We start from the raw sequence: 11,849 nt of genomic DNA on the forward strand, positions 1-11,849 counted from the left end.
AAGGGGCGCACCGCACGGTGCGCCCCTTCTCTTTTGGTTCTACCCGAAATGTTCCACGAAGCAGCCTGTGTGTATCACAACGGCGCTGCACTAGTCCTCGCGTCCCCCCCTTTGCGAAGGGGGAGCCTGCCGCCCGTAGCAGCCTCCGCGAAGGGGGAAGAGGAGGGATTTGCCNCCCCTTCTCTTTTGGTTCTACCCGAAATGTTCCACGAAGCAGCCTGTGTGTATCACAACGGCGCTGCACTAGTCCTCGCGTCCCCCCCTTTGCGAAGGGGGAGCCTGCCGCCCGTAGCAGCCTCCGCGAAGGGGGAAGAGGAGGGATTTGCCTTATAGAACCTCTACCTACTTCCCCCCTGCAGCAGCTCGCACACCGCCGTAGCTAACGCCATCACCCCGCCCCGCAAGGTCGGCTCCGGAGCCGGAGCGTAGAGCGGCGAATGCTGCGATGGAAGCGCCCCTCCAGAAGCCGCGCATTCCTCAAAACGGCTCGGGTCCGCAGCACCCAGCCAGAACATGCAGATGGGAATCTCCCCGCCGAGCCCCCAGGAACCGAAATCCTCGCTCACCATACGCGCCGCCGACCGGACCACGTTTTCCTCCCCAAGCGCCACGCGCAAGGCACCGGCCAGGCGCTCAGCGAGCTCCGGGTCGTTGCAGGTCGCCGGATGCGCGGCAAGCACCCGCACCACGGGCGAAAGCTCCTGCGGCACCCCGGCGGCAAGCGCAGTCCCCTCGCAGATGCGCCGCACCGACTCGATAATGCGGTCGCGCACCCGGTCGTCGAAGCTCCGTATGGAAAGCTGCAGCACGACCTCTTCGGGGATGACGTTGCAGGCGGCTCCTCCGTGAATCGCCCCCACGGTGAGTACCGCAGGTTCGTGCGGCGATATCTCTCGACTCACGATGGTCTGGAAGGCAAGTACAAGCTGCGCGGCGAGCACCACCGGGTCCTTGCCGCATTCGGGTGCCGAACCGTGCGCCCCGACCCCGCGCACCACCACCTCGACCTCGGTGAAACTAGCCAGGAAATTCCCCGGCGCCCAGCCGGCGGTCCCAGCCTTCAGAAACAGCGTGCTGTGCAGCGCAAGGGCGAAATCGGGTCTCGGGCAGAGCCGATACGCACCGTCGTCGATCATAGCCTGTGCCCCGTCGCCCCCCTCTTCTCCCGGCTGAGCCACCAGCACGAGCGTACCGGACCAGTTCGCGCGGCAGCGGGAAAGCACGCGCGCCGCCCCCAGCAGGCAGGACATGTGCACGTCATGCCCGCAGGCATGCATGACCGCCCCTTCGCTACCGTCGCGATAGGTCCCCCTTGCCCTGCTCGCATAGGGAAGCCCCGTCTTTTCCTCCACCGGAAGCGCGTCCATGTCGGCGCGGAGAAGGACCGTCGGCCCGTCCCCGTTCTCCAGCACCGCCACGATACCGTAGCCGGGCCAGTCGAAGCGCTGGTACCTGCCGATTCCCTCAGTGACCGTGAAACCGAGCGTGCGGAACTCACCCGCCAGGAAAGCGGCGGTTTCCCGCTCCTGACCCGAGAGCTCGGGATGGGCGTGCAGTTTCTTGTACGACTCGACCAGCGAAGGGAGTTCGGCCTCGACCAGCGTCTCCAGGGAGTCGCGTAGCGATTTTGTCAGCATAAAGTCTCTCGGACGTGGCGATGAAAATACCGCCGCAGGTTACTATGTTCCGCCGACGTTATCAACCGCCAACTGCACCCGCCGCCGCAGCCACAAAGGAGACTGGCACCGAAGGTGCCTGTCTCCTTTACCCCTGCGTTGCGCCCTTTGTGAAGATTCTTCAGCCCCCCCCTGAGAAAGCATGAGTGCGTTAGCCTCGAGGCAGTGAGCGTGGCCTTACGTCCCCCCCTTTGCGAAGGGGGGACAGAGGGGATTTGCCTCACCCAGAACAGCCATCAACAACCGTTCGCTCTGCTGAATGGAGTGCCCCATGCAGAGCATCGTGGCTATTAAATCAGCAACAGACTTAAAGCCATACAGAGCGCTTAACCGCTAACACCCTGAAATACCATCCCTACGCCCAAAGAAGCTTGACTGGCATGCTCCGTGTAAAGTCCCAAATTCAAGGAGGGACTGCCATGACCGAGATGATCGACGGGAAGGAACACGTCACAGCCGCCGAAGCCGCGGCGGAGCTCTCAACCACCGAGACGAAGATCCTCATGCTGCTGAAGCAAAAAGCCCTGCAGGGAACCCTCTCAGAACAAGGGTGGTTCATCACCAGGGAGTCCCTGGACTGTTTCGACCAACACGCCGAAAACCCGCAAGCGCAACTCACCTGCAGGACGAGCTGCAGCAGTTCCACCTGCGGGTGCCGCTAGGAGGCGCCATGAGGATCACCGTTCACCCCTCAGACCTTAAGTACCGGTATCCGAAAGTGACGGAGCAGAAGTACGAGGCCAAATTCGCAGGCCCCTGTGATCCCTCACCCTTCAACCGCGACGACCTCTACGACATCGTTCCGATGCTGACCGCAGTTATGGACGAGTTACAGTGCGATGACGCAGACACCCTGCACTTTCTCGAGGACCTTATGAACCGCGACCTGCCGCGTTTTCTGGAGAGCCGTGGCGAGGTCTTCGCCTTTCTCGCAGGATGCGGCAGAGAGATGCTGCAGCACAGACCATGAGCACCCTGACGGCGCTCAAACAACGGACAGAGAAGCCCAAAAACACCTGACGCGCAGCCCCCTCCCTGCCCCTCACCCTCCGGGTGCGGGACTCGCAGATATCTCGCGTCACTGAAAATAAAGGAGCGGCAATGAACAGCTTAGCCATGAAAAGAGAGTCAATGACCGACACAACACTTACCGACTTCGCGCGGGCCGGCTTCACCATCGTACCGATGACTGCCAGGCCGAACGGCTACCTGCTGGAACTCTCCGGCTTTCTGGCCCCCGGCTGGACCGGCAGGCTTGCAGCGGGCCTTGCAGATCACCGCGTCAGCATCATAAACGGATCCGCCGAAAAGGTGAACGCCAGCCACTGGCGCTCGCGCTTTGAACTTAAGAGTGCCCTCTTCGCCAAGAGCCCGGAGGGCATCGACTTCCTCGCCCTCGCCGGTACCGAACCGGACCACAAGGCGGCACGGATCGAGTTGCTCGCATTCAGGATGGAACCGGCCGCACGCCACGAAGGAAGCGTGTTCATCGAGATCAAGGGAATCGACCGGCTCGGCTTCCTGGGCGACCTGTTGGATCACTTCAGCATGCGTTGCCTGTTCCCGGTCAAGATGACCATCGACACACTGGGCGATACCGCGGTAGACCGTTTCTGGCTCAGAGGCGTAGGCGGCTCCCTTCCTTCCGAAGCCATCACCGACTCTGTCAGGCAGAGCCTGGCACAGCTTCTGGTCGAAAAGCGCTAACCACCTACCTCAATCAGTCCCTCCCCCGACGGGGAGGGTCCCTGCAAGCACCTCTCTCCCACACCATCCCTTCCCGGTGCGCTTACTGCACTAAAATAAAAGGACCGGTTGCAAAACCAGAGAGATTGGTTAAAGTCTTTAGCGTTGCCTAATCTATGGAGAAAGCCATGATCATCCATATCGTGCGCCACGCAGAAGCAATTGAGAGAACACCTGAGATACAGGAAGAGCATCGCTTCCTCACCCGCCGCGGCAGACGACGTTTCAGGAAAGCGGCAAAAAGCCTGGCCACCCTGGGTATATCTCCTGACCTCATCCTCACCAGCCCACTCATCCGCGCCGTGCAGACGGCGGACATCCTCGCAGAGAAACTCTCCTACAAGCGAGAACTGATCGTCGCCACGCAGCTCGCCCCCGGTTTTCGCCCGGAGGCGCTGGATGAGCTTTTGGGGCTCTACCCGCAGGCCGGTGAAGTGGCGCTGGTTGGGCACGAGCCGGACCTGGGTCTCGTGACACAGGCGCTTTTGGGCGAGACCGACTCCCTCACCCTACCCAAGGGAGGAACGGTTTCCTTCAAGCGGGCCGCGGACGGAACGGGCGACGCACATTTCCTGCAAATGGTGACCGGTGGGGGACGCATCGTCACCTCGCGCGGCAAGGCGGTGGACCGCCTGCGCCAAGGCGGATAACAGTACGCATAAAAGGAGCACTTACGATGGTTCAGACGGCAGCAGACTTCAGACAGTTGAAAGGGGTCGGCGCGATCCTCGGCAAACGGTTGTACGATGCAGGTTATGACAGCTTCGCCAAGATCGCCCAGGCCGGAGAGGATGGGCTGCGCAAGGTGCGCGGCATCAATACGCGCCACATCCAGTCCATATTGCAACAGGCGACAGAGCTGGCCGGGATGGCTGAAGAGCATCAAAATGCCTCGGCACAGCAGATGCTCGCGCGCGTGAGCGAGGTGCGCGAGAAGGTGGAAAACCTGGCACAGACCACGCGCGACAGGTTTGCCGAGCAGATGTCGGAGAAATGCGGCAGAAAGCTCGGCTCGGACCTGGAGCGGATCGAAAACGCGCTGGCGCAGATGCAGGACGTAGGGCAGAAGCGCTCCAAGCGCCTTGCAAAGGCGCTTCAAAAGGCCGGCAAGAAGGTGACGGGCCTGGAAGAGGCAAGCCTCAAGAAAGTGCGCAAGGGTTTCAAGAAAGCGAGAAAGGTTGTGCTGAGGGCCCTCGCCTAGCGATCCACCCTCCCCTCCTACCGCAGTCCAAGGAGCAGCAGTTGAAACAGACCAGGCTCGCCGCAATAGACATCGGCACCAACTCCATCCGCAGCATCGTCATAGAGACCTCGGGAAACGGTAAATACAGGATCCTGGACGACGAGAAGGTCCTGGCACGCCTGGGCGAAGGACTGCACCAGACCGGGGCCATCGCGCCTGCGGCGTGGGAGCGCGCCATCGAGGCCCTCACCCGCCAGAAAAAAATCATCGACGGCTACAAGGTAAGCGCCATCGATGCGGTCGCCACCAGCGCCGTGCGCAAGGCGTCCAACGGTGCCGAGCTGGTTCGGGCGATAAAGAAAAGCACCGGTCTCGAGATCGAGGTGGTCAGCGGCGAGGAGGAAGCGGAGCTTGCCGCGCTCTCGGCGCAGCACAACTTCGAACTCGAAGGGGTGCGGCACCTGATCTTCGACATCGGCGGCGGCAGCCTGGAACTCATATCCGCCCTCGGCACGCATACCGAGGAGATGCTCTCCCTTGAGCTTGGCGCCGTGTTCCTCACCGAGAGCTTTTTAAAAAGCGACCCGGTACTAGGCACGGAGCACCAGAAACTCCGCAAGCACATCCGCAAGTCGCTGAAAACCGCCTACACCGGCGAGCGGACGGGGATGCAATGCCTCGTCGGCTCCGGGGGTACCGTCACCGCGATCGCCGCCATGGTCGCGGCAGCGCGCAAGGAGAAGTTCGACTCGCTGCACGGCTACGAGCTGCTGCGCTCGGAAATCGTGCACCTGCTGGCCATGCTCGCCAGAAAGAGCGACAAGGAGAGGCGCGCCATCCCGGGGCTTAACCCAGAGCGCTCCGACATCATTGTCGCGGGCGTGACCGTGGTGGACGAGCTGATGGACTTCTTCCAGGTGAACCACCTGAAGGTGAACGAGCGTGGCATCCGCGAGGGGCTCATCCTGCGCGGACTGCGCAGGCGGAACCTCCTGCCCGAAAAGAAACTGCGCTCCTGGCGCGACAGCGCGCTCGAATTCGCCCACTCCTGTCACATCGACGAAGGACACGCCGAGCATGTGGCGCGGCTCTCCTTGCAGCTCTTCAAGGCACTTGCCCCACGCTACGGCTGGGGTCCCAAGGAGATGCGGCTTTTAGATGCCGCCGCCATCATGCACGACGTCGGCTACTTCATAAGCTATTCAAGCCACCACAAGCACTCCTACCACCTGATCCGCCACGCCGACCTCTTAGGCTTCACGCCGCGCGAGCGCGAGCTGATGGCCAATATCGCGCGGTACCACCGCAAATCGGCCCCGAAGAAGAAGCACGAGGAGTTCACCCGGTTATCCCCGGACGACCAGCTACTGGTAGCCCGCCTGGGCGGCATCCTGCGCCTGTGCGACGGCCTCGACCGCCGCCGCAACGCCGTGGTGCAGGGAGTTGACTGCGCCCTCACCCAGGACACCTTGGAACTCACCCTGAACGGTGATGAAGAGATGTCCGTCGAGCTTTACGGTGCCAAGGCGAAGAGCGATCTGCTGCAAGAAGCCTGCAAGGTGAGGCTCGTGCTGCATTGCGGAGTCTGCGACCAGCAGCAATGAACCTTCCGGCTACCGGCCCGTCGTTTCTGAGGTTTACACCAGCCCCACCTTGTCATATAGTCGGCAAGTCCGAGATTCTGCGGCCAGAGCCATTCTCATCCCCCGCAAGCAACAAGGCCCCTCATGATCTGCCCGAAATGCGCCCATGCACAGCCCGACGGCACCGAGGTATGTCTGCGCTGCGGCGTCATCTTCGCCAAGGTGCGTGTCGACCACTCAGCTTCCGAGCCCCCCCCGATCCATGAAGGGACGATCGAAGAAAAACCAGGGGACATGGATACCCTTCAGCTTGCGGGTAGGCTGGTGATCTGGGCGATACTACTTGTGTGGGGCGGCAAGTTCATTTTCATGCCGATCAGTGGCGAAGATTTTTCACGCTCGTACATGCACCTTGTAAACCTCCCCTTCCACGAAGCCGGGCACGTCATCTTTGCTCCGCTCGGGCGCTTCATCCAGGTACTGGGTGGGACACTAGGCCAATGGCTTATGCCTGCGGTGGTAACCGCTTCCTTTCTGCGCAGGAAGGATCACTTCGCCGCGACGGTAGGTGTTTGGTGGCTCGGCCAGAGTTTCATGGACATAGCGCCGTACATGGACGACGCTAGGGCTGGGCAATTGATGCTGCTCGGCGGGGTAACGGGGAGCGAAGTCGAAGACTACCATGACTGGGAAATTATCCTGACGCGCTTGGGGCTCCTTCAATACGACCATGTCATCGCGCGGATCTCTTTCTTCTGCGGTACGCTCTTCATGATCGGCGGGCTCGCCTGGGGAGCCGGCATCCTGTACCGGCAGATTCAGTCGAGGCGCCGCCCGATTTAGCGGACTCGGCCCCGCCCCTAAGCTCAAATAAACACGAAAGCCGGAAGGTCGCTGAATGACCCATCCGGCTTTAGTTTTAGGTGGCAGAACTCTTCGCCAGTTTCATGCAAGGGAGCGTACTGCGAGACTGCTACGCACCCTTACAGCAGGAAGAAGGCGGCGATGATGATGACGAGCCCGCTGGTTATTCTCACCGGTGTAGATGCGAACAACAGGCGCACGCGGCTATAAAGCATCGGCAGCAGATCCAGAACGAAATGCAGAACCACCAGCAGTAAGACAATCGATAGTATGAACTCGTGGCCATAGCTTAAGTATCCCATTGGCCACCTCCTTCTCTTGGCGGAAACGGTGTCTGACCCGCCCCCGTTTCGGGGTCCGCCGTCTGTTGCCAAACATGTAGCATAGAAGATGCCATGGCAGCATTGGCGTACAGGTTTATTCGCTGCGTTGAAAAGGTCGTAAATACGGCCATCAAGGCCCTGCGCCCGTTCATCGGCGGCGACCTTTATACTCAACTGAGTAAAGTGTAAAACATTTCGACACTTTTTTTGAACAGAAGTGTCGATAAATTGAACAGATGCCCCGCTATATGCCCGCCTTCCTACGTGCGGTGACGGACTCGCCGCCGATCCCCCAGTTATCCGTATCCACCTCCTCGATGACCACGACCGTAGTAGCCGGGTTCTTGCCGAGGGTGTCCACCAGCAACTGAGTTACCCCCTTTATCAGTGTCGCCTTCTGTTCCGCTGTCGCGCCGTCCCTGGTTATCTTGATGTTGACAAATGGCATGTCCCCCCCTTTTCTCACGAAATCCCCCCAGCCGCGGGGAAGCGCCACTCTACCACACAATGCACCTGAGCACACCCCAAAGTTGGTCCTTCAAAACTCAGGCGGAAAGCCGTAGTCACTGAATGACCTGTATGATATCGCCACCTTCGAAGCTCAGTGTCCCCACCCTGCCGGTGACATGCACGGGCACCTTCTCGCCGACAGATAGCAGCCTTCAGAATGTGATCGTCCGAGGCAACGAGAAAGGAGACATCTTCTACGATGACAAGGACAGGAGAGCCTTTCTCGACCGGCTCTCTTCGATGCTGCTCAAGACCATTCGGGCAAAATCGTAGTCATCCGCCAATTTAGCAGGGAAATCGACAGTTACAGGATCAAATCAACAAAGAGAGGGGGTCAACCGTCATATCAGAGCGCAAATCGACGAAGTAGCACTACAATAGTCAAATTGGATGACCAAAACGACAAATTAAGGGGTCAAAGTGACGAATCAGAAGGGTTAAATTGCAAATTAGAGGGGTAAATCTTCAAATTAGAGGGGTAATTTGCAAATTAGAGAGGTAAAAGTGCAAATTAGAGTGCAAAGTGACAAATTAAGGAGTCAAAGTGACAGATTGGCGAAGCTACGCGCTCGAACGGGACAAAGGGTTCTGCCTCCGCTCCGCAACGTTGGGAGTCGGTGAACGGTTATTTAAACCATAAGGGGAAGAAGGGCCGGAGCCGTTCTTCCCCTTCATTTTTGAGAGTTCCCCCCTCCCCTGCCCTCCCCCTCCGGGGGAGGGAGCGCTTGAAGGGGCGGGTGTGAAATACGATTGGCTAAGCGAAGCTCGAGAAGGCTTCCTGCTCGGCGCCGGTGAACATGCGGTCGAGCTGCAACATGAGAAGCAGCTGCTCGCCGTGCTTGATGACGCCGCAGATGAAGTCCTGGTCGACGCCGCCGGCGGCGATGCTCGGCGGGGGCTGGATCTCACCGCTGGATATCCTGATCACCTCGGATACACCGTCGACGATGAAACCCATCAGTTTGCCGTCGATGTCCATGACCATGATACGCGTGTGCTGGTCGTCCTCGGTGCTGTTCATGCCGAACCTGCTCCTGAGTGACACGATAGGTATCACCTTGCCGCGCAGGTTGATGATCCCTTCCACGCTCGGAGGGGTGTTAGGGATATGGGTGATGGGGGTCATCCTGATGATCTCGCGTACCTTGAGCACCTCGACGGCGTACTCCTCCGCGCCGAGATTGAAGCTCACCAGCTGGATCAGCTCGCTGCTGGACTCACCCTTTTTAACCGGTAAATTTGCCGTAGACATCGCTTCCTCCGCAGTTGCCATGTATGTGTCGACCACTCTTCCACTACTTTGTCTCACGTATCGGCACCTCTGCGCTTATCTTAAGGAGAAGTTATCGTAATCCTGCGCAGATACCGTTTACCGCTTCGGTTGCACCGGCCGCAGGTGCCATATCCCCTCGTTGTATTCCGAGATGGTCCGGTCCGTGGAGAACTTGCCGCTGCGCGCACTGTTGATGATGCTCATCCTGGTCCACCCCTCGCGGTCACGGTACTTCTCGGCGGCCTTGCGTTGCGCCTTCACGTAGCTGCGGAAGTCTGCGGCTACCATCCAGGGATCGTCAGGGCTCATGATGGCGGCGATGATCGGGTCGAAGATTCCCTTTTCGAACATGTTGAAGCGGCCGCTGGCGAGAAGCTGCATGACCCGCTCCAGGTCGGGATAGGAGGCGACGATGCCAGCCGGGTTGTAGCTTTTGCGCAGCCCCTCCACCTCTTCGGCGGTGAGCCCGAAGACGAAGAAGTTGTCGTCCCCCACCTCCTCGCGTATCTCGATGTTGGCGCCGTCCAGGGTGCCGATGGTGATGGCGCCGTTCATCATGAACTTCATGTTGCCGGTGCCGGATGCCTCTTTGCCGGCGGTGGAGATCTGTTCGGAGAGGTCGGTCCCGGGGCAGATCACCTCCATCGCGGTGACTCGGTAGTTGGGTAAGAAGGCGACCTTCAAGCGGTCGCCCACCTCGGGGTCGTCGTTCACCACCCGCGCCACGTTGTTGATCAGCTTGATGATCAGCTTTGCCATGTAATAGCCGGGGGCCGCCTTGCCGCCGATGAGCACGCAGCGGTTGGTCCAGTCGACGGTGTCGCCGCGCTTGATACGGTCGTAGAGGTGTATCACGTGCAGCACGTTCAAAAGCTGGCGCTTGTACTCGTGGATGCGCTTCACCTGGACGTCGAAGAGGCCTTCCGTGTTGAAGGCGACACCGCACTGCTCACGCACGAGGGCAGCCAGCCGCTCCTTGTTCGCCTGCTTCACCTTGTGCCACGCTGCACGGAATTCGGGATCATCGGCAAGGGGCGCGGCCCCGGAGATTTTGGCGAGGTCGGCCACGAAGCCGTCGCCGATTCGAGAGGCGAGGAGCGTGGTGAGGCCCGGGTTGCAGCGCGCAAGCCAGCGGCGCGGCGTGACGCCGTTGGTCTTGTTGTTGAACTTCTCGGGCCAAAGTTCGTAGAAGTCACGGAAGAGCCCCTGCACCAGCAGTTCCGAGTGCAGCGCGGCGACACCGTTAACCGAGAAGCTCCCGACGATAGCGAGGTAGGCCATGCGGACCTGCTGCACCTCCCCTTCCTCGATGATGGACATCCTGGCCAAACGCTCCCCGTCGCCGGGCCAGCGCGCCGCCACCTCGGCTAAGAAGCGCGCGTTGATCTCGAGGATGATATCGAGAAGCCGCGGCATGAGCTGCCTGAAAAGCGGTACCGACCACTTCTCCAGCGCCTCGGGGAGCAGGGTGTGGTTCGTGTAGGCCATGGTGCTCGTGGTGATGACCCAGGCCTCGTCCCAGCCGAGCCCCTGTTCGTCCATGAGTAGCCGCATGAGTTCGGGCACGGCGCAGCTTGGATGGGTGTCGTTTAGTTGGAAGCAGTTGCGCTCGGCGAAGTGGTCAAAGACCTTCCCCTGGCGGTAGATCCAACGCTCCATGACGTCCTGCAGGCTCGCCGAGGCGAGGAAGTACTGCTGCCTCAGACGCAGGGCCTTGCCGTTCTCGCTCGCGTCGTTGGGGTAGAGCACCATGGTGATGTTCTCCGCCTCGTTCTTCATCGCGACCGATTCGGTGTAGCTTCCCGCGTTGAACTCGTCGAGGTCGAAGACATCGGTTGCCGCCGCCTTCCAGAGCCTCAGGGTGTTGACGGTGCCGTTTCGGTACCCGGGGATCGGGATGTCGTAGGGAACGGCGAGGACGTCATGCGTGTCGAGCCAGCAGTAGCTCTGCGTGCCGTCGTCGTTGCGCCGTATCTCGCAGCGACCGCCGAAACGCACCCGCTGGGTGTACTCGGGGCGTTCCATCTCCCACGGGTTGCCGTCTCTAAGCCAGTGATCGGGCTCCTCGACCTGGCGGCCGTCCTTGATGTCCTGCCGGAACATGCCGTATTCATAGCGGATGCCGTAACCCATCACCGGCAGCTGCAGTGTTGCGCAACTATCCAGGAAGCAGGCAGCGAGGCGCCCAAGGCCACCGTTGCCGAGTCCCGCGTCCACCTCCTCTTCTGCCAGTTCCTCGAGATCCATCCCGAGTTGATGCATCGCTTCGCCGGTCGGACCGCAGATGCCGAGGTTCAAAAGGGCGTTTCCCATGGCGCGCCCCATCAGGAACTCGAGGGAGAGGTAATAACCTGTTTTGCAGTCGGCGTTTATGTAGGCGTAGCGCGTGTTGTTCCAGCGCTCTATGAGGCGCTCACGGATGGTGTGGGCTATGGCCTGGTAACGGTAGCGCATGCTGCTGCAGTACTTGTCGCGCCCCAGGTGATGGCAGTAGTGGTGTATGAAATCATCCACGAGCCCCTGCCGGTCCATGGAAAGAGGGGAAAGGTCACAGAAATCTAGCGAAGAAAGCGCCTTGGATTTCTTCTGTTTCATGTCGGATACTCCTTTTGCTGAGAAAGCTGGTCCGAAAAAACCGGTCCGGCACGTGGTACTTCATTCGGTTGGAGATGGATAAACTTGAAGAAGGAA

Annotated in this window: 12 protein-coding genes; 7 read left to right on the plus strand and 5 right to left on the minus strand. The window is 60.1% G+C overall.

What is annotated here, in order from left to right:
* Positions 1 to 338: 338 nt before the first annotated feature.
* Positions 339 to 1,637 (minus strand): amidohydrolase, encoded by a 1,299-nt coding sequence (locus E8K79_RS03615; RefSeq protein ID WP_136513521.1) that lies wholly within the window; start codon positions 1,635 to 1,637, stop codon positions 339 to 341.
* A 458-nt stretch (positions 1,638 to 2,095) separates the two neighbouring features.
* Here E8K79_RS03615 and E8K79_RS03620 point away from each other — a divergent pair, with 458 nt between their 5' ends.
* The 7 genes from E8K79_RS03620 (at position 2,096) to E8K79_RS03650 (ending at position 7,031) form a co-directional block, all read left to right on the plus strand.
* Positions 2,096 to 2,338 carry a hypothetical protein gene (locus tag E8K79_RS03620; protein WP_136513522.1) on the plus strand — a complete coding sequence of 81 codons (243 nt, stop codon included), beginning with the start codon at positions 2,096 to 2,098 and terminating at the stop codon, positions 2,336 to 2,338.
* An 8-nt stretch (positions 2,339 to 2,346) separates the two neighbouring features.
* Entirely contained in the window at positions 2,347 to 2,646 is a 300-nt protein-coding gene (locus E8K79_RS03625; protein WP_136513523.1) for a hypothetical protein, read from the plus strand.
* A 161-nt stretch (positions 2,647 to 2,807) separates the two neighbouring features.
* Positions 2,808 to 3,383, plus strand: coding sequence for a hypothetical protein (locus E8K79_RS03630; RefSeq protein ID WP_136513524.1), 576 nt, complete (start codon positions 2,808 to 2,810; stop codon positions 3,381 to 3,383).
* A gap of 167 nt (positions 3,384 to 3,550) precedes the next feature.
* Complete coding sequence (locus tag E8K79_RS03635; RefSeq protein ID WP_136513525.1) at positions 3,551 to 4,072, plus strand: SixA phosphatase family protein; 522 nt, start codon at positions 3,551 to 3,553, stop codon at positions 4,070 to 4,072.
* A 26-nt stretch (positions 4,073 to 4,098) separates the two neighbouring features.
* Positions 4,099 to 4,623, plus strand: a complete 525-nt coding sequence (locus E8K79_RS03640) for a helix-hairpin-helix domain-containing protein (protein ID WP_136513526.1) — start codon at positions 4,099 to 4,101, stop codon at positions 4,621 to 4,623.
* 41 nt (positions 4,624 to 4,664) lie between these two features.
* Positions 4,665 to 6,209 carry a Ppx/GppA phosphatase family protein gene (locus E8K79_RS03645; RefSeq protein WP_136513527.1) on the plus strand — a complete coding sequence of 515 codons (1,545 nt, stop codon included), beginning with the start codon at positions 4,665 to 4,667 and terminating at the stop codon, positions 6,207 to 6,209.
* A 123-nt stretch (positions 6,210 to 6,332) separates the two neighbouring features.
* Positions 6,333 to 7,031, plus strand: a complete 699-nt coding sequence (locus tag E8K79_RS03650; protein WP_136513528.1) for a zinc ribbon domain-containing protein — start codon at positions 6,333 to 6,335, stop codon at positions 7,029 to 7,031.
* 140 nt (positions 7,032 to 7,171) lie between these two features.
* Here the strand turns inward: E8K79_RS03650 and E8K79_RS03655 are convergent, their stop codons facing one another.
* The 4 genes from E8K79_RS03655 to E8K79_RS03670 form a co-directional block, all read right to left on the minus strand.
* Positions 7,172 to 7,354, minus strand: a complete 183-nt coding sequence (locus tag E8K79_RS03655; RefSeq protein WP_135869719.1) for a hypothetical protein — start codon at positions 7,352 to 7,354, stop codon at positions 7,172 to 7,174.
* Between the two features lie 265 nt (positions 7,355 to 7,619).
* Positions 7,620 to 7,823, minus strand: coding sequence for a 2-hydroxymuconate tautomerase family protein (locus E8K79_RS03660; RefSeq protein WP_136513529.1), 204 nt, complete (start codon positions 7,821 to 7,823; stop codon positions 7,620 to 7,622).
* 816 nt (positions 7,824 to 8,639) lie between these two features.
* Entirely contained in the window at positions 8,640 to 9,137 is a 498-nt protein-coding gene (locus tag E8K79_RS03665; protein WP_129126199.1) for a chemotaxis protein CheW, read from the minus strand.
* Between the two features lie 117 nt (positions 9,138 to 9,254).
* Positions 9,255 to 11,753 (minus strand): glycogen/starch/alpha-glucan phosphorylase, encoded by a 2,499-nt coding sequence (locus tag E8K79_RS03670; RefSeq protein ID WP_136513530.1) that lies wholly within the window; start codon positions 11,751 to 11,753, stop codon positions 9,255 to 9,257.
* Positions 11,754 to 11,849 lie beyond the last annotated feature (96 nt).

Origin of the sequence: Geomonas edaphica (assembly GCF_004917075.1) — a bacterium.
Classification (GTDB): Bacteria; Desulfobacterota; Desulfuromonadia; order Geobacterales; family Geobacteraceae; genus Geomonas; species Geomonas edaphica.

Excerpts from the sequence above, each read along its gene's own strand:
- E8K79_RS03615 (WP_136513521.1), bottom strand. The coding sequence starts at position 1,637 with ATGCTGACAAAATCGCTACGCGACTCCCTGGAGACGCTGGTCGAGGCC.
- E8K79_RS03620 (WP_136513522.1), top strand. The coding sequence starts at position 2,096 with ATGACCGAGATGATCGACGGGAAGGAACACGTCACAGCCGCCGAAGCC.
- E8K79_RS03625 (WP_136513523.1), top strand. The coding sequence starts at position 2,347 with ATGAGGATCACCGTTCACCCCTCAGACCTTAAGTACCGGTATCCGAAA.
- E8K79_RS03630 (WP_136513524.1), top strand. The coding sequence starts at position 2,808 with ATGACCGACACAACACTTACCGACTTCGCGCGGGCCGGCTTCACCATC.
- E8K79_RS03635 (WP_136513525.1), top strand. The coding sequence starts at position 3,551 with ATGATCATCCATATCGTGCGCCACGCAGAAGCAATTGAGAGAACACCT.
- E8K79_RS03640 (WP_136513526.1), top strand. The coding sequence starts at position 4,099 with ATGGTTCAGACGGCAGCAGACTTCAGACAGTTGAAAGGGGTCGGCGCG.
- E8K79_RS03650 (WP_136513528.1), top strand. The coding sequence starts at position 6,333 with ATGATCTGCCCGAAATGCGCCCATGCACAGCCCGACGGCACCGAGGTA.
- E8K79_RS03655 (WP_135869719.1), bottom strand. The coding sequence starts at position 7,354 with ATGGGATACTTAAGCTATGGCCACGAGTTCATACTATCGATTGTCTTA.
- E8K79_RS03660 (WP_136513529.1), bottom strand. The coding sequence starts at position 7,823 with ATGCCATTTGTCAACATCAAGATAACCAGGGACGGCGCGACAGCGGAA.
- E8K79_RS03665 (WP_129126199.1), bottom strand. The coding sequence starts at position 9,137 with ATGTCTACGGCAAATTTACCGGTTAAAAAGGGTGAGTCCAGCAGCGAG.
- E8K79_RS03670 (WP_136513530.1), bottom strand. The coding sequence starts at position 11,753 with ATGAAACAGAAGAAATCCAAGGCGCTTTCTTCGCTAGATTTCTGTGAC.